The sequence below is a fragment of the Ancylobacter sp. genome, from assembly GCF_965249975.1.
Taxonomy (GTDB): Bacteria; Pseudomonadota; Alphaproteobacteria; order Rhizobiales; family Xanthobacteraceae; genus Ancylobacter.
In genome coordinates this window covers 525,647-551,112 of the sequence record NZ_CBDFNE010000020.1, presented here as the reverse complement: position 1 = coordinate 551,112, position 25,466 = coordinate 525,647, and the positions used below count along the sequence as shown (strand labels likewise).

The following is a 25,466-nucleotide window of genomic DNA, read 5'->3' as shown; positions in this document are numbered from 1 at the left end:
CGCCGGCCAAAAACGTCGCGGCGAACAGTGCCCCGGCCAAGCCCGCCAAGACGGCAAAGCCCGCCGCCGCTCCGGCAGGCGGGGTGCAGGTGGCGAGCCTGCAGCCGGCCCGTAACGCCCCGGCGCCCTCCACCGGCGCACCTGCGGGCTGGATGGTCGGCCCGCAGCCGGTGATGGGCTACGCGCCGTCCGAGGGCACCGGCCCGGCCGATATGGGTCGCGGGCTGTACTGACGCCCTCCAGGCGCCTGCGTTCCGGCAAGGCCGGCGTCGCTGTCGCATTGCGGTGGCGACCTCCGGCTGTTAACTCTGCCCGGAGCCGGGGAGGACCGACCGTGAAGCTGTTGCGCATCCTGTTCCCGCGTCGCCATCCCGTCCAAGGTGGACCTGCGACCGGCGGACCTGCGACCGGCGGACCTGCGACCGGCGGAATCGCCGCCGCCCTTCTGGCCGCGCTCCTCCTTGCCGCCGGCTTTTCCCCCGCTTCGGCGCAGACCGCGCCTGACATCGCCGCCCCGCAGGCGATCCTGCTCGACTATGACAGCGGCTCGGTGCTGTTCGAGCGCGCTGCCGACACACCGAGCGCGCCCGCTAGCATCACCAAGCTGATGACCATGGCCGTGGTGTTCGGCGAGATCACCTCCGGCCGGCTGTCGCCGGATCAGGAATTCAAGGTCAGCGAATATGCCTGGCGGCGGGGAGGGGCCCCGTCGGGCGGCTCCACCATGTTCGCGGCCGTCAACAGCATGATCAAGGTCAGCGACCTGCTGCGCGGGGCGATCATCCCCTCGGGCAATGACGGGGCGATCGTGCTGGCGGAAGGCATTTCCGGCAACGAACTCGCCTTCACCAGTAAGATGAACCAGGAGGCCAAGCGTCTCGGCCTTACCGGATCGGCCTTCGTCAACGCCAGCGGTCTCGCCGATCCCGACCAGAAGACCACGCCGCGCGACATGGCGAAGGTGGCCATTCACATCATCCGCGACTACCCGGACCTCTATAAGATCTATAGCGAGCCGGATTTCCTCTGGAACAAGATCCGCCAGAACAACCGCAACCCGCTGCTCGGCATGAGTCTGGGCGCGGACGGCTTCATGACCGGCTACCAGAAGGATGCCGGGTTCAACCTCGTGGGTTCGGCGATCCAGAACGGGCAGCGGCTCGTCGTCGTCATCATGGGCGCCAAGAGCGAGAAGGAGCGGGCCGAGGATGCCCGCAAGCTGCTGGAATGGGGCTTCCGCTCCTTCGAATCGCGCACCCTGTTCGAGGCCGGGCAGATCGTTGGCGAGGCGACGCTTTATGGTGGCGAGCGCAACGGCGCTCCGCTGACCAGCGACACGCCGATCCGGGTGCTGATTCCGCGCAATGGCGACGAGAAGCTGGTGGCGCGCATCCGCTTCGAGGGGCCGATCCCGGCGCCGGTGGAGAAGGGCGAGGTGCTGGCGCGGCTCATGGTCTATCGCGGCGAGCAGCTGTCGCTGGAAGTGCCGCTCGTCGCGGCCGAGACCGTGCCCGCCGGGCCGCTGTGGCGCCGGGCGATGGACGGTGCCTATGAACTGATGGTGAGCCTGCTGCGCCAGGGCTACGCCAAGATTACCGGCTGAGCATGCCGACCCGCACGCCCCCGCACGCGCCCGATTCCGCCGACAGCACGGAGAAGCCGCCGGCCAATCCGCCGGCCAAGCCCCGCCGCACGACGAAGCCGAAGACGGCGAAGGAAACGTCTGCCGCCGAACCCGCGCCCGCCAAGCCCGCGCCGAAGAAGACGCCGGCCCCGCGCAAGGCGTCCACGCGCGTCGCCAAAGCCACGGCACCGGTCCCTGGGCGCTTCATCACCTTTGAGGGCGGGGAGGGGGCCGGCAAGTCGACTCAAGTCCGCCGGCTGCTGGCGCGGCTGCAGGCGGCCGGCATCGACGCCGTCGGCACGCGCGAGCCCGGCGGCTCCACCGGCGCCGAGATCATGCGCCACCTGATCCTGTCGGGCGCCGCCAAGCCGCTGGGGCCTCTCGCGGAGGCGACCCTGTTCGCCGCCGCCCGCGCGGACCATCTCGACGCCACCATCGGCCCGGCGCTCGCCCGGGGCGCATGGGTAGTGTGCGACCGTTTCGCCGATTCCACCCGCGTCTATCAGGGCGCGCTCGGCAATGTCGATCCGCGCCTGATCGCGGCGCTGGAACAGGTGACGGTGGGCGAGACGCGCCCGGACCTGACGCTGATTCTCGACCTGCCGGCGGAGGAGGGGCTTGCCCGCGCCGCCGCCCGCTCCGGCCAGGGCGCCGACCGTTTCGAGAGCGAGGGCCTCGCCTTTCACCGCGCCTTGCGCGAGGCGTTTCGCGCGCTGGCGGCGGACGAGCCGGCGCGCTGCGTGCTGATCGATGCCAGCGGCACGCCGGAGGCGGTGGAGGAGGCGATCTGGCAGGCGGTTTCCACCCGCCTGAAGCTGCCCGCCCCGCGCCGGAGGCGCCGGACATGAAGGACGCCCCCCCGCTGGAAGGCGACCGCTTCGGCACCGCGCCGGCGCCGCGCGAGAGCACGCATCTCGTCGGCCATGAGGAGGCGCAGGCAATGGTGCGCACCGCCTGGGACGCCGGGCGGCTGCCGCATGCGCTGCTGATCGGCGGGGCGGAGGGAATCGGCAAGGCGACGCTCGCCTATGCTATCGCCCGCTTCGTGCTGTCCGGCGGCGCCGCGCCGGCGCATTCCCTCGCCGTCGACCCCGCCCATCCCGCCGCGCGGCAGGTGGCGGCGCTGTCGCACCCGGACCTGATGGTGCTGCGGCGCACGCCGAACGACACCGGCAAGCTGCCCTCGATGATTCCGGCCGAACAGGTGCGCCGGGTGCGCAGCTTCTTCGGCTCCACGGCGGCGCTCGGCGGCTGGCGGGTCTGCGTCGTCGACACGCTGGACGAAATGAACGCGCAGGGCGCCAACGCGCTGCTGAAGACACTGGAGGAGCCGCCGAACCGGGCGCTGTTCCTGCTGGTGAGCCATGCGCCGGGCCGGCTCTTGCCCACCATCCGCTCGCGCTGCCGCATGGTGCCGCTGCGCGCGCTATCGGAAGGGCAGGTGGTGGAGGTGCTGGAAGGCCTCAGCGCCGCTATGCCCGGCCTCGACCGCAGCCGCTTCACGGAAGCGGCGGAAGCCTCGGGCGGCAGCGTGCGCGAGGCGCTGACGCTGATGGAGGGCGACGGCCTCGCCGTGCGCAACGCCACCCGCGTGCTGCTCGACGCCCTGCCCCATGTCGACCCCAAATCGCTGCACGCGTTGGGCGAGAAGCTCACCGGCGACCGGGGAGGGGCGTTCCAGAGTTTTGTCGGCACGGTGGAAGGCTGGATCAGCGACCATGCCACCGGCCGCCGCCAGACCGCCAGCGTTCGTCTTGCACGCCTCCCGGAGGTGTGGGAGAAGGTTCGCCGCGCTGCGGTCGATGCCGATGTCTACAATCTCGACCGCAAGACCCTCGTCTTCCGGATCTTCGCGTCGCTCAACGAGGCTCTGCGCCCCTGATCGCGCGCTGGTCGCTCCGCAGGATACCGCCGTGAGACCCGCCTTCTACATAACCACCGCGATCGACTACCCCAACGGCGCGCCGCATATCGGCCACGCCTATGAGAAGATCGCCTCGGACGCGCTGGCGCGCTTCAAGAAGCTCGACGGCTTTGACGTCTTCTTCCTGACCGGCACCGACGAGCACGGGCTGAAGATGGCGCAGACGGCGGAAAAGCAGGGTCTGACGCCGCTGGACTGGGCGACGAAGAACGCCACCCGCTTCCAGGAAATGGATGCGCTGCTCGGCGTCGATTATGACCGCTTCATCCGCACCACCGACGATGACCACATCGCCGCCAGCCAGGCGATCTGGCAGCGCATGGTGGAGAGCGGCGACATCTATCTCGGCGCCTATTCCGGCTGGTACTCGGTGCGCGACGAGGCCTATTACGCCGAGGACGAGACCACGGTGAACCCGGATGGCGTGCGGCTCGGCCCGCAGGGCACGCCGGTGGAGTGGACCGAGGAGAAGAGCTATTTCTTCCGCCTCTCCGCCTATCAGCAGAAACTGCTCGACTATTACGACGCGCACCCGGACTTCATCCGTCCCGACGTGCGCCGCAACGAGGTGACGAGCTTCGTGCGCGGCGGGCTGCAGGACCTCTCCATCAGCCGCACCACCTTCTCCTGGGGCATCCCGGTGCCGGGCGACCCGGACCATGTGATGTATGTGTGGGTGGACGCGCTCACCAACTACATCACCGGCGTCGGCTATCCCGACACGGAAAGCGCCAGCTTCAAGCGCTACTGGCCGGCGAACCTGCACATCATCGGCAAGGACATTATCCGCTTCCACGCGGTGTACTGGCCGGCCTTCCTGATGTCGGCGGGCATCGAGCCGCCGAAGACCGTCTTCGCGCATGGCTTCATCCATAATCGCGGGGAGAAGATGTCGAAGTCGGTCGGCAATGTGATCGACCCGTTCGACCTCGCCCGCGCCTATGGCGTCGATGCGCTGCGCTATTTCCTGCTGCGCGAGATTCCCTTCGGCCAGGACGGCTCCTACAGCCACGAGGCCATCGTCGCCCGCACCAATGCCGACCTCGCCAACGACCTCGGCAACCTCGCCCAGCGCTCGCTGTCGATGATCGCCAAGAACCTCGGCGGTACGCTGCCGGCGCCCGGCCCGCTCTCGGACGATGACGCGGCGATTCTCGCCAGCGCCGACGCCATGGGGGCGAAGGTGCGCGAGGCGATGGAAGGCCAGCAGATCCATAACGCGCTCGCCGCCATCTGGGCGGTGGTGGCGGACGCCAACCGCTATTTCGCCGGCGCCGCGCCGTGGGAACTGCGCAAGAGCGCGCCCGAGCGCTTCGGCACCGTGCTGTGGACGACGGCCGAAGTGGTGCGCCAGGTCGCCCTGCTCGCCCAACCCTTCATCCCCACAAGCGCCGGCAAGCTGCTGGACCTGCTCGCGATTCCGGAAGGCTCGCGTAGCTTCGCCAGCCTTGGCGAGGCCGGGCGGCTGGCCGGCGGCACGGCGCTGCCGGCCCCTGTCGGGGTGTTCCCGCGCTATGTCGAGCCCGAGGCGCCGGCCGCCTCATGATCGTCGATAGCCACTGCCATCTCGATTTCCCGGACTTCGCCGCGGAACTCGACGACGTTGTCGCGCGAGCCCGCGCGGCCGGCGTCGGCCGGCTCGTCACCATCGGCACCCGCGTGCGCCGCTCGGGCGAGGTGAGGGCGATCGCCGAACGTTTCGAGGATGTGTTCTGCTCGGTCGGCACCCACCCGCACAATGCCGGCGAGGAAGCCGATGTGACGCTGGACGAGATTCTGGCCGCCGCCGACCATCCCAAAGTGGTCGCCATCGGCGAGGCCGGGCTCGATTATCACTACGACACCGCGCCGCGCGACGCGCAGGCCGCTGGATTCCGCCGGCACATCGAGGCGGCGCGGCGCACCGGCCTGCCGCTGGTGATCCATGCCCGCGACGCCGACGAGGATGTGGCGGCGATCCTGGAGGAAGAAAGCGGGAAGGGCGCCTTCGCCTTCGTGCTGCACTGCTTCACCGCCGGGCCGGACCTCGCCCGCCGCGCCGTGGCGCTGGGCGGCTATGTCTCCTTCTCCGGCATCCTCACCTTCAAGTCCGGCGCGCCGCTGCGCGAGATCGCTGCCAGCCTGCCGGCCGACCGGGTGCTGGTGGAAACGGACGCGCCCTATCTCGCGCCCAACAGCCGGCGCGGCAAGCGCAACGAGCCTTCCTATGTCGTGGAGACCGCCCATATACTGGCGCAGGCGCGCGGCGTTTCCTTCGACGAGATCGCCGCGCTGACGACGCAGAACTTCTTCCGCCTGTTCTCCCGCGCATCCTAGAGGCTTCCGCTCCCCATGGCGCTGACCTTCACCATTCTCGGCTGCGGCTCCTCCGGCGGGGTGCCGCGAGTCGGGCAGGGCTGGGGCGTGTGCGACCCGAACGAACCGCGCAACCGCCGGCGACGCTGCTCCATGCTGGTCGAGCGCCTTGACGACGGCGCCGAACGGCCGACGCGGGTACTGATCGACACCTCGCCGGATTTGCGCGAGCAGCTGATCGACGCCGGGGTCGACCGGCTCGACGCCGTGCTGTTCACCCATGAGCATGCCGACCACACCCATGGCATCGACGATCTGCGCCCGCTGACCATCCTCAACCGCCGCCGCATCGATGTGCATGTCGATCCCGAGACCTCGGCGATGCTGCACCAGCGCTTCGGCTATTGCTTCGAAACGCCGCCGGGCAGCGACTACCCGCCGATCCTCACCGAGCACCGTTTCCACGCCGGCGACACCATCAGCGTCGCCGGTCCCGGCGGGACGGTCGAGGCGCAGGCGTACCGCCAGTACCACGGCAACATCATCTCCTATGGCTTCCGCATCGGCGGGCTGGCTTATTCGAGCGATCTGCACGACCTGCCGGAGGACAGCCTGCCTTATCTCGCCGATCTCGATGTGTGGATCATCGACGCGCTGAGGCCCAAGCCGCACCCGACGCATCTGTCGCTGAGCGAGGCGCTGGCCTGGATCGAGCGGATGAAACCGCGCCGCGCCGTGCTGACCAACCTGCACACCGACCTCGACTACGCCACGCTCTCGCGTGAACTGCCGGAAGGCGTGGTCGCCGCCTATGACGGCATGAAAATCACGCTCTGACAGGCACTTGACGTGCATTCCTCATAACCGCCACCTCCCCGCCCACGAGAACGTTTTCCATAATATGTCTTCTGCGAATCATCCTGAGGCGGCTTTGAGGCCTTCCCGCGACATAGAGCGCCTGCTGGAGATCATGGCGGCGCTGCGCACGCCTGACACCGGCTGCCCCTGGGACCTCGCGCAGGACTTCGACACGATCGCGCCCTACACGATCGAGGAAGCCTATGAGGTGGCCGACGCCATTGCCCGCGGCGATCTCGACGATCTCTGCGACGAGCTCGGCGATCTGCTGCTGCAGGTCGTGTTCCACGCCCGGCTGGCGCAGGAACGCGGCGCCTTCGATTTTGGTGCCGTGGTCGAGGCGATCACCGCCAAGATGATCCGCCGCCACCCGCATGTGTTCGGCGACGCGCGTGGGCGCGACGTGGCGGCGGTGAATGCGGCGTGGGACGCCATCAAGTCCGAGGAGAAGGCGCGGCGCGCGGCCCGGCGGGCGGCGCGGGGTCTGCCGCCGGAGCCGGGGCAGGGCCGCGCGCTGGACGGGGTGCCGGCTGGCGCCCCTGCCCTCACCCGCGCGGTGAAGCTGCAGGACAAGGCGGCGAAGGTCGGCTTCGACTGGCCTGAGGTGCGGCCGGTGCTCGACAAGATCCGCGAGGAGATCGACGAGGTGGAAGCCGAGATCGTTGCCGGCGACCGCAAGGCGGCGGCGGAAGAGGCCGGCGACCTCCTGTTCGCGCTGGCCAATCTCGCCCGCCACCTCGATGTCGATCCGGAGGCGGCGCTGCGCGGCACCAACGAGAAGTTCACCCGCCGCTTCGCCCATATCGAGGATCGGCTGGCGGAAGCCGGGCGGACGCCGGCTGAGGCCAGCCTCGATGAGATGGAAGCGCTGTGGCAGGAGGCGAAGACGGCGGCGCCGAAGGAGTAGGGCGGCGAGGCGCCCTACTCCGGCACGCCCCTCGGCCGTCATCCCGGCCGAAGCGGAGCGCAGCGCCGGGATCGCTCGCCCATGTTGCCGCGATCCCGGATCGGCCTTCGGCCGTCCGGGATGACGACGAGTCCTGGCGCCTTATCGGCTGATCCGCCGCGCGCCGAAGCGGCGCTCGATCTGCTCGGCACGGTCCGGCGGAACCCGCACGGCGAGATGCAGCCGCCCTTCCGCGTCTTCGCGCCGTTCCAGCACCTCGCTGTGGCGGTAGAGCCAGCTGAGATTGCCGCCATCGGCGGCGTCGAGATCGACGGCAAGGCTCACCCGCTCGCGTGAGAGGCGCTGCGAAATGGTGGCGAGCAGCGGCTCCATGCCCTCGCCGGTGAGCGCCGACACCGGGATCGGGCGGGCATCGCCCTCGCGCCGGCCGGCGGCGTTGAACAGCCCTGCCCTCGCCTCCGGCTCCAGCCGGTCGATCTTGTTCCAGACCTCGATGACGCGATGGTCGTCTTCCGGATCGATGTCGAGATCGGCCAGCACGCTTTTCACATCATGCGCCTGCGCGTCCGCGTCCTCATGCGCCATGTCGCGCACATGCAGGATGAGATCGGCCTCGATCACCTCTTCCAGCGTCGCGCGGAAGGCGGCGACGAGCTGGGTCGGCAGATCGGAGATGAAACCGACCGTGTCGGACAGGATCACCTTGTCGCCGGTGGGCAGCTGCACCGCCCGCAAGGTCGGGTCGAGCGTGGCGAAGAGCAGGTCCTGCGCCATGACGTCGGCGCGGGTCAGCCGGTTGAACAGGGTCGACTTGCCAGCATTGGTGTAGCCGACCAGCGCCACGATGGGATAGGGCACTTTCTTGCGGCTGGCGCGGTGCAGGGCGCGGGTGCGCTTCACCTGTTCCAGCTCGCGCTCGATCTTGACGATGCGCTCGCCGATGAGCCGCCGGTCGGCCTCGATCTGCGTTTCGCCGGGGCCGCCGAGAAAGCCGAAGCCGCCGCGCTGGCGCTCCAGATGGGTCCAGGAGCGCACCAGCCGGCTGCGCTGATAGTTGAGATGGGCAAGCTCGACCTGCAGCACGCCTTCCTTGGTGCGCGCACGCTGGCCGAAGATTTCCAGAATGAGCGCGGTGCGGTCGATAACCTTGGCCGACCACGCCTTTTCGAGGTTGCGTTGCTGCACAGGGCTGAGCGGCGCGTCGACAAAGACCAGCCCCGCCTCCTCCGCCTTCACCAGGCCGGCGATTTCTTCGACCTTGCCGCTGCCGAGATAGGTCGCCGGGCGCACCTGCGACAGGCCGACCAGCGCGCTGCCGACCAGCTTCAGGTCGATGGCAAGCACGAGACCAACCGCCTCGTCGAGCCGCGCCTCGGGCGAGCGGCGCACGCCCTCCTCCCCTGCCCCGCGACGGGTCAGGTGCGGAACGATCACCACCACGCGGGTCGCGTCGCCCTCGGTTTCATGCTCGACAGGCAGGCCGGCGGCGCGACCGGCGGGCGACGTGCGGGAGGCCTTGAGCTCCAAGATCAGCCCTTCTCGCCGGTCTCATCGGGTTCGAACAGCTGAACCGGATGGCCGGGCATGATGGTCGAGATCGCGTGCTTGTAGACGAGCTGCGAATGGCCGTCGCGGCGCAGCAGCACGCAGAAATTATCGAACCAGGTGACGACTCCCTGGAGCTTCACGCCATTGACCAGAAAGATGGTGAGCGGCGTCTTGTTCTTGCGGACGTGGTTGAGAAAGGTGTCCTGGAGGTTCTGCGAACGTTCCGCGGCCATGGTTTTTTGATCCGTTTGTTTGTTGTTGCTCGTAGGTCGGCGCGGTCGTCCTGCGCTCTGCGCCCCGTCCGGGAGCGGTCAAGCACAAAGACGTGCGCCCCAAACATGGCATAGCATGTCTGGCGCGCAAGATGCTTTCGCCAAGTTGGTTCCCCTTGGCAAGGTCTTTCCGCACCCGCCTGCCGGCCGGGCGGGCAGAATTACCTGCGTCAGCGGGCGATTTCGGCAAGCCGGTGGTAGTTGGCGCGCAGGGCGCGCGCCACCGGGCCGGGCCGGCCGTCACCGATGGCCTGCCCGTCGATTCGCACAACCGGGGTGGCGAAGTTGGTGGCCGAGGTGACGAAGGCCTCGCGCGCGCCCAGCGCTTCCGCCACGGTGAACGGGCGCTCCTCGATGCGCAATTGCAGCTCGGCCGCCACCTCGAACATCACCGTGCGGGTGATGCCGCGCAGAATGCCGGCCTCCGCCGGGCGGGTGACGAGCCGGCCCTCCGGGGTGACGATCCAGGCATTGGTCGAGCCGCCCTCGGTGACATGGCCGCCGGCATCGACGAACCAGGCTTCGCGCGCGCCAGCCTGCTTCGCCGCCTCCTTGGCGAGGACATTGGGCAGCAGGCCGACGGTCTTGATATCGACCCGCTCCCAGCGATTGTCCGGCACGGTGATGACGCCGATCCCCTGCTCCGCCGCCGCCTCGCCCTTGGCCGGATCGAGCGCGCGGGCGGTGACGACGATGGAGGGCGGCGTCGCCGGATCGGGGAAATAATGGTCGCGCCGGGCGACGCCGCGCGTCACCTGGAGATAGACGAGGCCGTCGCGCACGCGGTTGCGGGCGATGGTCTGGCGCAGCACCACCCCGAGCGCGGCAAGCGACATGGGCAAGCGGATGCGCAGTTCGCCGAGCGAGCGCACGAGCCGCTCCATATGGCGCCGCTCATCCACCATATGCCCACCGCGCACCTCGCAAACTTCATAGACGCCGTCGCCGAACTGGTAGCCGCGATCCTCCACATGCACGCCCGCCACGGCGTGCGGCACATAGGCTCCGTTCACATAGGCAATGCGCGACATCGTCCGTCCTCAGCCCGGTCTCGGTGTAGCCAACTGTTCGCACATCGCATGAATACGGCGCCTCAGTGGCTTGATATATCTACCCTTTAACGTCGCCACAGGGCGAAATTGGCCAACCCCAGCACGACCAGAATCTCCAGCCGGCCGAGAATCATGGCGATCGCCAGTATAAGCTGCGCATAGGCCGGCAGCGCGCCCCAGTCCGGCCAATTCACGTCGGGCTGCCAGTTCACGGCATAGACCGGACCGACATTGCTCAGCGCCGTCACGACCGCAACGAAGGCCGCCTCGAAGCTCGGCATGGCCGGAGCGAGCGCGACGGTGAGCGCGCCGATCACCGTGCAGGCGACGCCGAACATGATCCAGATCGCCTTCATCATCTGGAGCGTCACATTCTGCTGCCCGAGACGACGCGGATGCACGGCACTGGGATGCACCAGCCGCTCCAGCTCGCGCAGGCTCTGCAGCACCATTACCCCGGCACGGTAGATCTTGATGCCGCCGGCCGTGGAGAAACTGGCGCCGCCGATGAAGACGACAGTGAGCACTACCGTAACCGGCAGGCTGGCAAAGGCGCCGGCATGCGGCTCGATGCCGGTCGTGGTGACGAGCGCGACGGCGGTGAACAGCCCGTCCTCGAGTGCGATGGGCAGCGACAGGCCGCTGCCCAGCGTACGAAAACCAATCGCCGCGGCAGCGATGCCGAGGCCGAGGCAAAGTGCAAAAAGGACAATGTTTTCATATTGTCCCAGCGCGAGGCGAAAGCGGCGTGTGAGCAGCATGCGCTGCCAGAGCAGGCTCGTTCCACCGATCAGCATGAACACAATCAGCACCGCCTTGATGCCGAAATGGCCATAGGCGGCGATGCCGTCCGCATCCGGCAGCAGGCCGCCAGTGGACAGCGCCGCCCCGGCGAGGCCGAGCGCCTCGAACAGCCGCAAGCCGAGCAGGAACAGCAGGAAGGTGCACAGGAGCGTGGCGCCGAGATAGATCGGCAGCACGAGACGCAACGCGTCGTCCAGCGTCATCTGATGGGTGACGCCGAGCAGATTGGCCCGCGCGCTGCGGTCCGGCAGGCCGCCGAGGCCGGCGGGGCCGAGCACGGCGACGAAGCCGACAAGGGTGAGCAGCCCGCCTGCCCATTGCAGCGTCAGCAGCCAGCCCAGCGTCGCGCGGGGTACCTTGTCGAGGTCGTGAATCTGGATCGGCCCGGTGGTGGTGAAGGCCGCCACCGCCTCGAACCAGGCATGCACCGGCCCGAGCGTCGTGGTCGCCGCGATCGGTACAGCGGCGATGATCGGCACAACGAGCCACAATACCAGTAGAAAGCCATAGGCCGCGAGCCGGTCCAGCCGCCCTGCCCGGTTGCGCACGGCAAGATGCACCGCCCCGGCGCCGAAGACGGTGAGCAGCGCCGTCATCAGGAACACGTCGGCGCCCGGCTCGCGCCGGAACAATGACACCAGCGCGGCCAGCAGCAGGAAGCCAGCCATGACGCCGGCCGTCTGGGCGCTGTAGCGGGCGACCGCGATCATCAGCCGGGGCCTCTCTCAGAAGAACTCAAGGCTGACCCGGAACAGCTGCTCGACCCGCTTCACCTTGTCGGCGAGGGCGAACATCACCACCCGGTCACGCGCCTGGATCACCGTGTCGCCGCGCGGCAGCATCACCCGCCCGGCGCGGATGACCGCGCCGATGCGCATGCCGTCGAACAGGTCGAGCTGGCGCAGCGGCTTGCCGACCAGCGGCGAGGTTTCCAGCGCCTCGGCCTCGATCACCTCGCCGGCGCCGTTCAGCAGCGAATGCACGCCGCGGATACGGCCCTTGCGGACATATTGCAGCACCTTGGAGACGGTGATCTGGCGCGGGTTCACATAGGCGTCGATGCCGAGCCCGCGCGCGAAGGCGGGATAGGCCGGATCGTTCAGCAGGGAGAGCATGCGCTTGGCGCCGAGTTCGCGCGACAGCAGGCAGGAGAGAATGTTGACCCGGTCGTCATTGGTCACCGCGATCATGGTGTCGGCATCGCCGACCGCCGCCTCCTCCAGAATGGTGCGGTCCAGCGCGCTGCCGCGCAGCACTACGGTGCGGGTGAGTTCCTGGGCGATCTCCTCGGCGCGGCTGATCTTGTCCTCGATGATCTTCACCCGCGCCTTCGGGTTGCGCTGCTCCAGCTCGCGCGCGACATAAAGGCCGATATTGCCGCCGCCGCCGATGACGATGCGCTGCGCCGGCGGCTCGTCATGGCCGAAGATCGACAAGGTGCGGGTCACCTGGTCGGTATGGGCGACGAAATAGGCGAGGTCGCCGGCTAGCAGCGAATCGATGGAGCGCGGCACGAAGGTCTTGCCGTTGCGGTTGACCGCCACCACCACCGCCCGCAGGTCTGGGAACAGATCGGTGAGCTGGCGCAGCGGCGTGTCGAGGACAGGGCAATCCTCCTGGCAGCGCACGCCCACCACGACGACATTGCTGTCGTTGAAGCTCACCGTATCGACGGCGCCCGGCAGAGAGAGGCGGCGCAGCACCATCTCGCCCACTTCCAGCTCGGGCGAAATCACCACATCGATCGGCAGATGGTCGCGCGAGAACAGGTCGCGCCAATGGCCCTGGAGATAGCTCTGCGCGCGCACGCGGGCGATCTTGGTCGGCACGTCGAACAGCGCGTGGCCGACCTGGCAGGCGATCATGTTGACTTCGTCATGCAGGGTGACGGCGATCAGCATGTCCGCCGCCTCCAGCCCCGCCCGGGCCAGCACATCAGGATGCGAGCCATGGCCGACGAAGCCACGCACGTCGAGCGTGTCGGTGACCGCCTGGATAAGGCGGGGCGAGGTGTCGATGATGGAAACGTCGTTCTGCTCTGCGGCCAGACGCTCGGCAATGCCGAACCCCACCTGCCCCGCGCCGCAAATCACGACCTTCATGACGTCCCCCGCTCCTGCCCGCCGGCGCCGGAGGGTTCTTGCGAACGGGCCTCCGGCATTTCCTGCCGAGTCTCTCTATAGCAGGTTCGCACGGCGCGGCAGACGCCGCAGCGTCCGGCCCGCACATCTTCCTTTACTGGAGCGACGGGGCGGCGACTGAAGGCGCTCAGCCGATGCCCAGCGCCTTCAGCTTGCGGTGCAGCGCCGAGCGCTCCATGCCGACGAACTCCGCCGTGCGCGAGATGTTGCCGCCGAAGCGGCTGATCTGCGCCACCAGATATTCGCGCTCGAACACCTCGCGCGCGTCGCGCAGCGGCAGGCCCATCAGATGCTCGCCACCCGTGCCGCTCGGCAGGCTCGGCACCAGCGCGCCGACATCCGGCGGCAGCATGTCGGCGGTCACCGGCGCGTCCGCGTCGCCGGAGGCGAGGATGAGCAGGCGCTCGATATTGTTGCGCAGCTGGCGGACATTGCCCGGCCAGTCATGCGACTGCAGCACGGCGAGCGCGTCGTCGGCGACGCGCCGACGCGGCAGGCCGGTGGACTGCGAAATCTGGTCGAGGAAGAACTCGACCAGCTCCGGCACGTCCTCGCGCCGCTCCGCCAGCGGCGGCACCCGCACCGGCACCACGCCGAGCCGATGATAGAGATCCTCGCGGAATCGCCCTTCGGCGATCTCCTTCTCCAGATTGCGCGCGGTGGAGGAGATGATGCGCACATCCACCGAGACGCGGGTGCTGCCGCCGACGCGCAGGAAATTCTGGTCCACCAGCACGCGCAGGATGCGGTTCTGGGTCTCGCGCGGCATGTCGGCGATTTCGTCGATGAACAGCGTGCCGCCATGCGCTTCTTCCAGCGCGCCGACCTGACGGCCCTGCCCTTCCCCCAGCTCGACGCCGAACAGCTCGACTTCCATCCGCTCCGGGGTGATGGCGGCGGCGTTGATCACCACGAACGGCCCGTTCGCCCGCTGCGAGGCGGCGTGGATCATGCGGGCGGTCAGTTCCTTGCCGGAGCCGGAGGGGCCGACGATCATGATGCGGCTATTGGTCGGCGCCACGCGCTCAATGCCCTGGCGCAGCTGGTTCATCACCGAGGACTTGCCGACCAGCGCCTGCGTCACCGCCGTGCGCTGCTTCAAGTCGCGCACCTCGCGCTTGAGCCGCAGCGTCTCCAGCGCCCGGTCGGCGACGAGGATCAGGCGGTCGGAATTGAACGGCTTCTCGATAAAGTCGTAGGCGCCCTGCTTGATCGCCGCCACCGCCGTCTCGATGGTGCCGTGGCCGGAAATCATCACGACCGGCACGTCCGGGTGGCTCTTCTTGATGCGCTCCAGCAGCTGCAGCCCATCGAGCTTCGAGCGTTCCAGCCAGATGTCGAGGAAGACCAGATGCGGCCGGCGCGCCTCGATGGCGGCCAGCGCCTCGTCGCTGTCCTTGGCGGTGCGGGCGCCATAGCCCTCATCCTCCAGAATGCCCGCGACCAGACCGCGAATATCGGCTTCGTCATCGACGATCAGGATGTCCGTCGCCATTCGTCAGTTCTCCTTCAGCCGACCACACGGGGGGTGGGGGCCCCGCCGGTGCCTTTTCCGTCATTGGCGGCGGTGGGGCCGCCGTCGCGCGCGAAGTGCAGGCGAATCCAGGCGCCCCGCCCTTCCGGCGCATCGTCGAGCTCGATGCCGCCGCCATGCTCTTCCATGATCTTTCCGACGATCGCGAGGCCGAGCCCGGTGCCCTTCTCGCGCGTCGTCACATAGGGCTCCAGCAGCCGCGCCCGGTTCTCGGTCGGCAGGCCCTTGCCATTGTCGATAACGTCGATGTCCACCATCCGCTCGGTGGCACGCACCTTCACCTGAATGCGCGCCGGCTCGGTGCGCTCCTCCGCCGGCACCGCCGCCAGCGCCTCGGTGGCGTTCTTGATGATGTTGGTCAGCGCCTGCGAGACGAGGCGACGGTCGAAGCGGGCGACGACCGGCTGCTCCGGCAGTTCGAGGTCGATGACGATGTCGGGATTGCCGACCCGCATGAGGAACACCACCTGCCGCGCCGTCTCGCCAATGTCCTGCGCCTCGGCGACGGGCTTGGGCATGCGGGCGAAGGAGGAAAACTCATCCACCATGCGGCCGATATCGCCGACCTGCCGGATGATGGTTTCCGTGCACTGGTCGAACACTTCGCGGTCCTCGCCGATCACCTTGCCGTAGCGCCGGCGCAGCCGCTCGGCGGAGAGCTGGATCGGGGTCAGCGGGTTCTTGATCTCATGGGCGATGCGGCGGGCGACATCGGCCCAGGCGGAGCTGCGCTGCGCCACCACCAGCTCGGTGATGTCGTCGAGCGTGACCACCCAGCCATGTTCAGCCTCGCGCGATTGCTCGGTGGTGACGCGCACCGCGATCACGCGGTCGCGGCCATTGCGGGTGAGCGTCGTATTGGCCTGCACGCTGCGCTCGCCCGGCTGCATCGCCTGGGTGAGGAGCGGTGCCACTTCCGGCACGACGGCGCCAAGCTCGGTGCCCAGCACATCCGCCTCCGCCACGCCGAGCAGCTTCTCCGCCGGGCGGTTGATGATGGAAATGCGCCCCTGCGGATCGAGGCCGATGACCCCGGCGCCGACGCCGGAGAGCACCGCCTCGGTAAAGCGCCGGCGGGTGTCGATCTGGTCGCGGGCCTGAACGATGTCGTCGCGCTGGGTGCGCAGTTCCTGCGTCATCTTATTGAAGGTCTCGGCCAGGCTCGACAGATCGCCCTCGGTGCGGCGCACCGGCACCTCGACATAGAGATTGCCGGCGGCGACGAGATCGGCGGCGCCGATCAGGCGGCGGATCGGCGCCACCAGGCGGTTGGCGAAATTAATGCCGAGCCACACCGCGCAGAGCAGCACGGTGAGCGAAATCACCGCATAAAGCACCGCGAACGCCACCTGCACGCCGACGCGCTGCTGTTCGAGGTTGCGATAGTCGACGACGGCGGCCTGCGTTTCCTTGAGGTATTCAATCACCTTCGGATCGACGGCGCGGGCGACATAGAGATAGAGGTCGCCAAAATCCTTCAACGGAATCACCGCGCCGACATAATCGGCATCGCCCGGCAGATAGATCAGCGGCTGTTCGTCGGTCGCGTCCTTCAGCGCCAGATTGGCCGGCACGACGAATTCGCGGCCGACACGGATCGTGGCGCGGTCGATGACCTGCAGGTCCTTGTCGATGATCATGGCGGCGGGCAGGCCGCGCACCACCGCCTGCGCGGTCAGTGCCTGGCGGAAGCGGCTGCGGTCCTGGTCCCACAGCGGGCGGATGCGCTGGAGATCGCGCGCCATGCCGAGCACGTCGCCGCGGATCGAATAAGCGTGTTCGCGCACATAGGTCTGGGCGACCGACACCGCATTGTCGACGATCGCGCGGGTGCGCACCGAGAACCAGCGGTCGAGCCCCTTGTCGAGCGTGATGCTGGCGAGGATGGCGACGAGCAGCGCCGGCACCACGGCCACCACGCCGAACAGCCCGACCACGCGCACATGCAGCCGCGCCGCCGCCCGTCCGCGCTGGCGGGCCTTGACGATGCGCCACACCTCGCGACCGATGATGCTGAGCAGCACCAGCGACATGACGCCGTTGAGGCACAGGACGACGATGATCACGTCCTGCGAGGGCACCAGCGGGGTGATGCCGATCAGGATGATGAAGCTCGCCAGCGCGATGATGAGCGCCAGCAGCACCGCCAGCGGCGCCAGCCCCCAGAGCGAGAAACGGAATCCCATCCCGCCCAGGTCGAGTGCTTCGTGCCGGTCCGTCGCGCCGGTCGAGGTGTCGCTCATCCATCACCCTGTTGGCGGCGGGAATCAGCCCGCCCGACTGATGCAGTGATACGACACTGGTGCAAAAATGTGACAATGATGAGCCGCCCCCGCCTTTATTCGCGAGGGCGTAAGGCGCTCACCGACTGGTGCGGATTATCTGGATGTCCAGATCCCGGATCTTCTTGCGCAGTGTGTTGCGGTTCAGCCCCAGCAGTTCCGCCGCCTTGATCTGGTTGCCGCGCGTCGCCGCCAGCGCGGCGGAGAGCAGCGGGTATTCCACATCCTTGAGGATGCGGTGATAGAGGCCGGGCGGGGGCAGATTCTCGCCGAAGCCGCCGAAATAGGCGTTGAGGTGCCGCTCCACCGAGGCGGAGAGCGTTTCGTCCTGGCCGTTCTCCTCCGGTGTCGGCGGCGCCACCGGGGTGGACAGTTCCGCCTCGATGATCGAGCCGGTGATGACCTCCTGCGGATAGAGCGCGGCGAGGCGGCGGATCAGGTTCTCCAGCTCGCGCACATTGCCCGGCCAGCGGTAGCGCTTAAGCCGGTCGAGCGCGGCGGCGTCGATCTGCTTGCGCGGCAGTCCCTCGCGCTCGGCCTGCAGGAAGAAGTGGCGGGCGAGGTCCGGCACGTCCTCGGCGCGTTCGCGCAGCGGCGGCAGGCGCAGCGGCACGACATTGAGACGGAAGAACAAATCCTCGCGGAACAGACCCTGCTGGATGAGGATGCGCAGGTCCTTGTTGGTGGCGGCCACGATGCGCACATCGGTCTTGATCGCGGTGCGCCCGCCAACCGTGGTGTATTCGCCCTGCTGCAGCACGCGCAGCAGCCTTGTCTGCGCCTCCATCGGCATGTCGCCGATCTCGTCGAGGAACAGCGTGCCGCCCTCCGCCTGCTCGAAGCGGCCGGCCGAGCGCGCATTGGCGCCGGTGAACGCCCCTTTCTCATGGCCGAACAGCTCGGATTCGATGAGGTCGCGCGGGATAGCCGCCATATTGATGGCAACGAACGGCCCGTTGCGGCGCTTGCCGTAATCATGCAGCGCGCGGGCGACCAGCTCTTTGCCGGTGCCGCTCTCGCCGGCGATCATCACGGTAAGGTCGGTCTGCATCAGCCGCGCCAGCACGCGGTAAATGTCCTGCATCGCCGGCGAGCGGCCGACGAGCGGGATGTTGTCGGCGTCCTCGCCCAGACCTTTGAGCGCGTTCTCCGGCTTCTTCGGCTCGGACAAGGCGCGGCCGACGATGGAGATCAGCTCCTTGAGGTCGAAAGGCTTGGGCAGATATTCATAGGCGCCCTTTTCCGAGGCGCGGATGGCAGTCATGAACGTGTTCTGCGCGCTCATGACGATGACCGGCAGATCGGGCCGCACCTTCTTGATGCGCGGCAGCAGGTCAAAGGCGTTCTCATCCGGCATCACCACATCGGTGATGACGAGGTCGCCGTCGCCCTGGCTGACCCAGCGCCACAGCGTCGCCGCGTTACCGCAGGAGCGCACCTCATAGCCCGCCCGCGACAGCGCCTGATTGAGCACGGTGCGGATGGCAGCGTCGTCATCGGCAACCAGGATACTTCCCGTCGGCATGGCGGTTCTCAACTCTTCTCGTCACCGCGGCTGGCGCGGTACATGGGCATGAGGACACGGAAGGTGGTGCGGCGGGGCTGGCTGTCGCATTCGATGATGCCGCCATGGTCGCCGACGATCTTCGCCACCAAAGCGAGACCCAGCCCGGTGCCGGTCGGCTTGGTGGTGACGAACGGATCGAACAGATGCGGCATCAGGTCTTCCGGCACGCCGGGACCGTTGTCGCGCACGCAGAATTCCAACGGCAGGCTCACCCGCGCCGGGGCGCCGGGCATCATCAGCCGCACGCCGGGGCGAAAGGCGGTGGTGAGCTGGATCTCACCATCGGGCGAATCGCCAATGGCTTCGGCGGCGTTCTTCACCAGATTGAGGAACACCTGAATCAGCTGGTCGCGATTGGCCAGTACCGGGGGCAGCGAGGGGTCGTATTCCTCGACAAAGCGGATATGGCGGGCAAAGCCGGTGGTCGCCAGCGTGCGCACATGCTCCAGCACCGCGTGGATGTTGACCGGCTCGCGCTCGATCGGCCGCTCGTCGGAGAACACCTCCATGCGGTCGACCAGCTTGACGATACGGTCGGCCTCGTCGGTGATCAGCCGGGTCAGCGAGCGGTCGTCGTCGCTGGCCGAGAGTTCGAGCAACTGCGCCGCGCCGCGAATGCCCGAGAGCGGGTTCTTGATCTCATGCGCCAGCATCGAGGCCAGCGCCGTCACCGAGCGGGCGGCGCCGCGATGGGTGAGCTGCCGGTCCATTTTGTCGGCGATGGTGCGCTCCTGCAGCATGATGACGACATGGCCCGCCACCTCGGACAGGGGAGCGACATGAATGTCGACGATGCGCTCGCCGCCATTGCGCGGGGTGCCGAGATCGACCCGATACTCGTTCACCGCCGCCCCGCGCGTGCGCACCTGCTCCACCAGCGACAGGATCGGGCTGCCAAAGGGCACGAATTCCTGCAGCCTGTGCCGCACCAGCACGGCCAGCGACGCCTCGAAAAAGGCCTCGGCCGCCACATTGGCGTCCACCAGCCGGTTGTCTTCCGCCACCGTGATCACCGGATGCGGGAGCGCATTCACGACGGCTTCCGCGGTCGCGCTGCCCGCGCGCGGGCCAGGCCGTTGCGAGGAAACCGAACTCATGCAGCTTCTCTCCATCCAATGTCGTCATAGGCGTCGCGGAGTCCGGTGACGACACGCGCCGGATCCTCGAGGGTGAGAAGGCGCTGGCGCCAGCCAGTCGCCATTTCCGGCGGACGGCCGGCACTGGCGACCGCCGCGGCGAGCGACCAGCCGATATGCTTGCGGGCGCAGCGCATGCCGAGTTCGCGCCCGTAATGCGACAGCCAGCCCTCATACAGCTCGATCAGCACATCACGCTGTTCGGCCAGCGGCGGGTCCTCCGGGACAAGGCCGCTGCGCAGAAAGGCGGCGACCTGGCCGGGAAACCACGGGCGGCCCTGTGCGCCCCGGCCAATCATCACCCCATCGGCACCGGAGGCCGCGAGCATGGCCGGCGCGTCCTCCGCCGCCACGAGGTCGCCGTTCGCCAGCACGGGAATGGCGACCGCCTCCTTCACCGCGCGGATCGCCGCCCAGTCGGCACGGCCGGTGTAGAACTGGCAGCGGGTCCGCCCGTGAATGGTGATCATCTTGACGCCGAGCGCTTCCGCACGGCGGGCGAGTTCCGGAGCGACCGTCGCCGCGTCGTCCCAGCCGAGGCGGGTCTTCAGCGTCACCGGCACCTCCACCGCCTCGACCACGGCGGCGATAAGCCGGGTCGCCAGATCGAGGTCACGCAGCAGCGCCGATCCGGCGAGCCCGGTGGTGACGCGCTTGGCCGGGCAGCCCATATTGATATCGATGAGCGCGGCACCGGCGGCTTCGGCGAGGCGGGCGGCGCGGGCCAGCGATTCGGGCTCGTTGCCGGCAAGCTGGACGGCGTGGACCGCCACCCCTGCCCCTTCCGCCCGCAGCACCGTCTCCTCATGCCCGGTCTCGAAGGCGCCGGCGGCGACCATTTCGGAAACGGCGAGCGAGGCGCCATAGCGCAAGGCCATGCGCCGCATCGGGGCATCGGTAATGCCGGCCATGGGCGCGAGCACCACCGCCCCCGGCAGCGCGACGCGGCCGATGTGAAGATTGCCGACGGGAGAAGAATAAGGGGTCAAGCGGCCATCACTCGATGCACATTAAATAAGCCCGACCAGCGGTGCCTAGATAATAGCCATGCTGAGCGCGTCATCAACCCATGCGAAGGGCGTAAGCCAAATCTTTTGCAATCAGACGCCGCTTTTGCGCTAAACGAGCCGGCAGGGCAAGTCTGGGCTGCTGCGGCGGCAGTCAGCAAAGGGGCGGAAACCGAGGCGATGCGGACGGACGTGATCGTGGTGGCGGCAGGCAATGGCCTGCGGGCGGGCGAGGGGCGGCCCAAGCAGTACCGGCCGCTCGGCGGTGTGCCGGTACTGCGCCACACGTTGATGGCCTTTCTCGGCCAACCCGGCATCCGCCATGTCCTGCCGGTGATTTCGCCCGAACATGCCGCCTTGTGCGCCAGCGCCCTCGCCGGCCTCGACGGCGTGCTGCCGCCGGTGGCGGGCGGCGCGACGCGGCAGGCCTCGGTGCGCGCGGGGCTCGACGCGCTGGCGCAGGACCCGCCCGACCTCGTGCTGATCCACGATGCGGCGCGTCCTTTCGTCTCGCCCCGGCTGGTGGCGCAGGCGATCGCCACCGCCGCCGCGGAGGGCGCTGCCGTGCCGGCCCTGCCGGTGGTCGACACGCTGAAAGCGCTCGCCGAGGACGGCTTCCTTGCGACCGGCCCGGATCGGAGTGCCGTGCGCGGCGTCCAGACCCCGCAGGCGTTCCGCTACGACCTCATCCGCGCCGCGCATCGCGCGCAGGCGGGGGCGGACGACCTGACGGACGACGCCGCCGTGGCCGAGGCCGCCGGCCACCGCGTCGCCGCCTTCCCCGGCGATCCCGCCAATTTCAAGCTCACCACGCGGGAGGATTTCGTGACCGCCGAACGCCATCTGCTGGCCGAACTCGCCGATGTCCGCACCGCGACCGGCTTCGACGTGCATGCCTTCGGGCCGGGCGACCATGTGATGCTGGGCGGCGTGCGGATTCCCCACGATTTCGCTCTCGCCGGCCATTCCGACGCCGATGTGGTGCTGCACGCGCTCACCGATGCGCTGCTCGGCACCATCGGCAGCGGGGATATCGGCCATCATTTCCCGCCCTCCGACCCGCAATGGAAGGGTGCGGCCTCCGACCAGTTTCTCGCCCATGCCGCCTCGCTCGTGCGCGCCGCCGGCGGGCGCATCGCCCATCTCGACGCCACCGTGATCTGCGAGGCGCCGAAGATCGGCCCGCACCGCGAGGCGATGCGCGCGCGCATCGCCGCCATCGTTGACATTCCCGTGGCACGCGTCAGCGTGAAGGCGACGACCAGCGAGCGGCTGGGCTTTACCGGGCGGCGCGAGGGCATCGCCGCTCTCGCCGCCGCGACGGTGCGCCTGCCCTGGATCGACTGAGAGGAGCGCGGATGCACGGCACCGAGACAGACGCGGCGCAGGACTCCATCGCAGGTGAGGCGACGCGTGTGCTGGACCTGTGCCGGGCGCGCGGGCTCACCGTCGCCACCGCCGAATCCTGCACCGGCGGCCTCGTTGCCGCCGCCCTCACCGCGATCGCCGGCTCCTCCGACGTGGTGGACCGCGGCGTCGTCACCTATTCCAACGCGGCCAAGCGGGAGATGCTCGGCGTCTCCGCCGCGACGCTCGAGGCCCATGGTGCGGTGAGCGACGAGACCGCGCGCGAAATGGTCAGCGGCCTGCTGCGGATCGCCGGAACCTCGCTCGGCGTCTCCGTCACCGGCATAGCCGGCCCGGGCGGCGGCTCGGACGCCAAGCCGGTCGGCCTCGTGCATTTCGCCGCCGGGAGTCGCGAGGGCAAGGTGATCGCCCGGCGCGAGGTCTTTGCCGGGCAGGACCGGGCCGGCGTGCGGCGTCTCGCCACCCTCACGGCCCTCGCGATGCTGGCAGAGCTCGCCGGCACGCAGGACTGAGCGGCGCTCCAATTGGGCCTTGTAATCAAAGGCGATAGGGGCAAGCTGTCATTGTGTTAACAAGCTAATGGCGGCGATGCGGCTGGCGATTGTCTCGCATATCCCGGTCTATCCCACGACGGCCGGCAACCGGGCGCGTGTGCTCGGCCTGATTCAGGCGCTGCAGGGCCTCGGCCATGAGGTGATCCTCATCCAGATCCCCAGCGGCCCTTTCGACGCCCCCGAAAGCGCCGCCCGCCACGAGGCGCTGGTCGGCCGTGGCAACTACTATGACCTCACCCGTCTTTCCACGCCGGCGCGCCTCGCCAAATGGCTGAAGGTGTTTCCGGTACGCGCCGTGTCGCGCCTGTCGAAAGCCGTGGGAATCGACACGCCCTGGCGCCACTGGCGCCCCCTCGATTCGCACATTTCGCCCGAATCGGTCAGGGCCGCGCAGGCGATCATCGTCGCGCGCGGCTGCGATGTCTGTCTGGTCGAGTATGTGTTCCATTCTGCGGTTCTGGTCGGCCTGCCCGCGCCCGTGCGGACACTGATCGACACGCATGACCAGTTTTCCAACCGACATGTCGGCTACGCCGCCAACGGGCTTGGCGGCGCCTATTGGATTTCGCTGCGTCCCGAGGCGGAACGGCGCGGACTGATGCGCGCGGACGGCGTGCTCGCCATCCAGGACGACGAGGCGCAGGCGTTCACCCGGATGCTGCAAGGGCAGCCCTCCCCGCCTCTCGTGCGGGTGGTGAGCCATTTCCTGCCCGCCATCGAGCCGCGCACCGACCGCGCCCCACCGCACCGGGCGGCCTTCATCGCCTCGTCCAACAGCGCCAACACCCACGCCCTGGGTCTGTTTCTGCAATGGGGCCTGCCGGAGGTACTGCGCCGCGACCCGGCTTTCCGCCTGATCCTTGCCGGCGGCATCTGCGGCGAGGTGCCGGACCATCCGCAGATGGACAAGATCGGCCATTTCGAGCGGCTGGGCGACGTGTTTGCACGCGCTCCCGTCTCGCTCAACCCGGTGCTGAGCGGCTCCGGCATTTCGGTAAAGGCACTGGAATCGCTGGCGGCGGGTGCGCCGGTGGTGGCCACCGAAACCGGCGCGCGCGGGCTCGGCGCGCTGGCCGGCGAAGGGCTGCGCATCCTGCCGGACGGCGACTGGGGCGCCTATGCCGAAGCGCTCACCGCGCTGACGCTGGACCCGGAGCGCTGCGCGCACGCCGGCGCGCAGGCGCGGCTTGCGGCGGCGGACTGGAACCAGCGCCAGCGCGTGGGGCTGGAGGAACTGCTCGCCGATGGGATGCCCCGGCGCCGACGGAATTGACGGCCGCGACGCGACGAGGCGATCACCTGTCGCCCCCGGCGGGAAGTGCCGCGAGAACGGCGCGAAGCTGGGCGTGCTGCTCCTCGTTCCACCGCTCGGCGTCGGCACGGCAGCTGTGTCCCAGCCGGCGACGCTGCGGGCTGTCGCTGATAAGGCCCAGCAGCATATGCGCGAGCCCTTCAGGGTCGCCGTCGGGGCAGACCTTGATACCAGAGCGGAACCTTTCAGGCACCCCCCGGGCGCCGGTTTCCGTGCTCACCACGGGAACGCCGGCCGCCATGGCGTCAAGCAGCTTGATGTTGATGCCGGTTCCCATGACCATCGCGTTGATGAGCAAGGGGGCCATCACGAACGCCTCCCGCACCTCACCCACGCGGCCGAGCTTGAGGACGGCCGGGTGATCCTCCACCGCCTCACAGACCTGGCCCGCCAGCACGAGGCGGAAATCGGGCATGGTCCGCAGCACCAGAGGAAGGACCTGGTCGATGAGCATGCGGCACGAGCGCACATTGGAGGCGTTGCGCGACCCCAGAAAGAGCGCCCGCCGGGCCTCATGCTCCATCACAGGCGGGGCCGAAAGGTCGACGAAGTGACTGACCACCGCGACTTGCGGATTTCGCGGATGAGACCCCAGCTGCCGGCGGAAGAGGTCCGCCTCCTGTTGCTGAATGGCGAGGATCACATCGGCCCGCCGAAAACCCGCCACCTCATCGCCGGGGCGCAAGAACATCCACTCCCGCGCCCGTGCCTTCCCGGAACGCAGGGCCGTCTCCTGTTCCGAATAGCTGTCGTGCGTGTCGATGATGTAGCTCGCCCGGTCGAGGCGAGGTTCGAGCGCGACGAACGAATAGTGGACATATTCGATCAGCACGACATCGGGCTGCACGGTTTCCATCACCGCCTGGATGGGCCGCCGCCACCCGTAGCGGGCCCGCTCGTCGAGCCGGGCATAGGTCCCTTTCGGCATTCCCAGCACCCGGCACAGCTTGCGCGCCAGGCGCCGGGGCAGCCAGCGCAGGAAGAACAGCAAACCCGCCATTCCCCCCTCGGGCCACACCTCGTGGAGCCGGTCCTCGCCGAACTCGGCGATAATGGCGGCGCGATCGCCAGAGCTGTCGTCGCCCGCACGCAGCCAGACGAACGACAGGTCATGCCCTTGCTCCCGCACGGCACGGGACAGCGCGAGAATGCGGCTGCGGTTTCCCTCATGCGCGGGAACAGGGGGAACGGCCGAGAACATGGCAATCTTCATGCTTGAAAACATATCGGTTCAGCGGTGATACGTCACCGGCGCGGCACATGCCGATCACAGGCCGACGG

General features: G+C 68.6%; 21 protein-coding genes and 1 pseudogene. 11 read left to right on the top strand and 11 right to left on the bottom strand.

Going from position 1 to position 25,466, the window contains the following annotated elements:
* From ACP2AH_RS20550 to mazG, 8 genes and pseudogenes are all read left to right on the top strand, one after another.
* Positions 1–233: pseudogene (locus ACP2AH_RS20550) on the top strand (septal ring lytic transglycosylase RlpA family protein); the annotation flags it as partial.
* A 197-nt stretch (positions 234–430) separates the two neighbouring features.
* Entirely contained in the window at positions 431–1,603 is a 1,173-nt protein-coding gene (locus ACP2AH_RS20545) for a D-alanyl-D-alanine carboxypeptidase family protein (protein WP_425107510.1), read from the top strand.
* Positions 1,604–1,605: 2 nt separating this feature from the next.
* The gene (gene tmk, locus ACP2AH_RS20540) at positions 1,606–2,472 is read left to right on the top strand and encodes a dTMP kinase (RefSeq protein ID WP_425107489.1); all 867 of its coding nucleotides are present in this window, start codon (positions 1,606–1,608) and stop codon (positions 2,470–2,472) included.
* Positions 2,469–3,506, top strand: coding sequence for a DNA polymerase III subunit delta' (locus ACP2AH_RS20535; protein WP_425107488.1), 1,038 nt, complete (start codon positions 2,469–2,471; stop codon positions 3,504–3,506). Before tmk ends, ACP2AH_RS20535 begins: the two co-directional genes overlap by 4 nt.
* A 31-nt stretch (positions 3,507–3,537) precedes the next feature.
* Complete coding sequence (gene metG, locus ACP2AH_RS20530) at positions 3,538–5,094, top strand: methionine--tRNA ligase (protein ID WP_425107487.1); 1,557 nt, start codon at positions 3,538–3,540, stop codon at positions 5,092–5,094.
* The gene (locus ACP2AH_RS20525) at positions 5,091–5,864 is read left to right on the top strand and encodes a TatD family hydrolase (protein WP_425107486.1); all 774 of its coding nucleotides are present in this window, start codon (positions 5,091–5,093) and stop codon (positions 5,862–5,864) included. The genes metG and ACP2AH_RS20525 overlap by 4 nt, the downstream gene beginning before the upstream one ends.
* A 15-nt stretch (positions 5,865–5,879) precedes the next feature.
* A complete protein-coding gene (locus tag ACP2AH_RS20520) occupies positions 5,880–6,680 on the top strand; it encodes an MBL fold metallo-hydrolase (protein WP_425107485.1) in 801 nt (266 codons plus the stop codon).
* A 94-nt stretch (positions 6,681–6,774) separates the two neighbouring features.
* Positions 6,775–7,608, top strand: a complete 834-nt coding sequence (mazG, locus tag ACP2AH_RS20515) for a nucleoside triphosphate pyrophosphohydrolase (protein WP_425107484.1) — start codon at positions 6,775–6,777, stop codon at positions 7,606–7,608.
* A gap of 141 nt (positions 7,609–7,749) precedes the next feature.
* Here mazG and hflX read toward each other — a convergent pair whose 3' ends face one another.
* The 10 genes from hflX to dusB form a co-directional block, all read right to left on the bottom strand.
* Positions 7,750–9,141, bottom strand: coding sequence for a GTPase HflX (gene hflX, locus ACP2AH_RS20510; protein ID WP_425107509.1), 1,392 nt, complete (start codon positions 9,139–9,141; stop codon positions 7,750–7,752).
* On the bottom strand, positions 9,138–9,389 hold the full coding sequence (hfq, locus tag ACP2AH_RS20505) for an RNA chaperone Hfq (protein ID WP_013166585.1): 252 nt from the start codon (positions 9,387–9,389) through the stop codon (positions 9,138–9,140). Before hfq ends, hflX begins: the two co-directional genes overlap by 4 nt.
* Positions 9,390–9,598: 209 nt before the next feature.
* Entirely contained in the window at positions 9,599–10,459 is an 861-nt protein-coding gene (locus tag ACP2AH_RS20500) for a D-amino-acid transaminase (RefSeq protein ID WP_425107483.1), read from the bottom strand.
* Positions 10,460–10,545: 86 nt separating this feature from the next.
* Entirely contained in the window at positions 10,546–11,994 is a 1,449-nt protein-coding gene (locus ACP2AH_RS20495) for a TrkH family potassium uptake protein (protein ID WP_425107482.1), read from the bottom strand.
* Positions 11,995–12,009: 15 nt separating this feature from the next.
* Positions 12,010–13,386 carry a Trk system potassium transporter TrkA gene (gene trkA, locus ACP2AH_RS20490; RefSeq protein WP_425107481.1) on the bottom strand — a complete coding sequence of 459 codons (1,377 nt, stop codon included), beginning with the start codon at positions 13,384–13,386 and terminating at the stop codon, positions 12,010–12,012.
* Positions 13,387–13,552: 166 nt separating this feature from the next.
* On the bottom strand, positions 13,553–14,920 hold the full coding sequence (locus ACP2AH_RS20485; protein WP_425107480.1) for a sigma-54-dependent transcriptional regulator: 1,368 nt from the start codon (positions 14,918–14,920) through the stop codon (positions 13,553–13,555).
* A gap of 14 nt (positions 14,921–14,934) precedes the next feature.
* Positions 14,935–17,202, bottom strand: coding sequence for an ATP-binding protein (locus ACP2AH_RS20480; protein ID WP_425107479.1), 2,268 nt, complete (start codon positions 17,200–17,202; stop codon positions 14,935–14,937).
* 118 nt (positions 17,203–17,320) lie between these two features.
* Positions 17,321–18,766 carry a nitrogen regulation protein NR(I) gene (ntrC, locus tag ACP2AH_RS20475; RefSeq protein ID WP_244376460.1) on the bottom strand — a complete coding sequence of 482 codons (1,446 nt, stop codon included), beginning with the start codon at positions 18,764–18,766 and terminating at the stop codon, positions 17,321–17,323.
* Positions 18,767–18,774: 8 nt separating this feature from the next.
* On the bottom strand, positions 18,775–19,905 hold the full coding sequence (locus tag ACP2AH_RS20470) for a two-component system sensor histidine kinase NtrB (RefSeq protein ID WP_244376459.1): 1,131 nt from the start codon (positions 19,903–19,905) through the stop codon (positions 18,775–18,777).
* Positions 19,902–20,933 (bottom strand): tRNA dihydrouridine synthase DusB, encoded by a 1,032-nt coding sequence (dusB, locus tag ACP2AH_RS20465; protein ID WP_425107477.1) that lies wholly within the window; start codon positions 20,931–20,933, stop codon positions 19,902–19,904. The genes ACP2AH_RS20470 and dusB overlap by 4 nt, the downstream gene beginning before the upstream one ends.
* Positions 20,934–21,131: 198 nt before the next feature.
* Here dusB and ACP2AH_RS20460 point away from each other — a divergent pair, with 198 nt between their 5' ends.
* The 3 genes from ACP2AH_RS20460 to ACP2AH_RS20450 all read left to right on the top strand — a co-directional run bounded on the left by ACP2AH_RS20460 (position 21,132) and on the right by ACP2AH_RS20450 (position 24,146).
* Complete coding sequence (locus ACP2AH_RS20460) at positions 21,132–22,298, top strand: bifunctional 2-C-methyl-D-erythritol 4-phosphate cytidylyltransferase/2-C-methyl-D-erythritol 2,4-cyclodiphosphate synthase (protein ID WP_425107476.1); 1,167 nt, start codon at positions 21,132–21,134, stop codon at positions 22,296–22,298.
* 11 nt (positions 22,299–22,309) lie between these two features.
* Complete coding sequence (locus ACP2AH_RS20455; RefSeq protein ID WP_425107475.1) at positions 22,310–22,831, top strand: CinA family protein; 522 nt, start codon at positions 22,310–22,312, stop codon at positions 22,829–22,831.
* Between the two features lie 76 nt (positions 22,832–22,907).
* Positions 22,908–24,146 carry a glycosyltransferase gene (locus ACP2AH_RS20450; protein ID WP_425107474.1) on the top strand — a complete coding sequence of 413 codons (1,239 nt, stop codon included), beginning with the start codon at positions 22,908–22,910 and terminating at the stop codon, positions 24,144–24,146.
* Positions 24,147–24,168: 22 nt separating this feature from the next.
* Here ACP2AH_RS20450 and ACP2AH_RS20445 read toward each other — a convergent pair whose 3' ends face one another.
* Positions 24,169–25,398, bottom strand: coding sequence for a glycosyltransferase family 4 protein (locus ACP2AH_RS20445; RefSeq protein ID WP_425107473.1), 1,230 nt, complete (start codon positions 25,396–25,398; stop codon positions 24,169–24,171).
* Between the last annotated feature and the right edge of the window lie 68 nt (positions 25,399–25,466).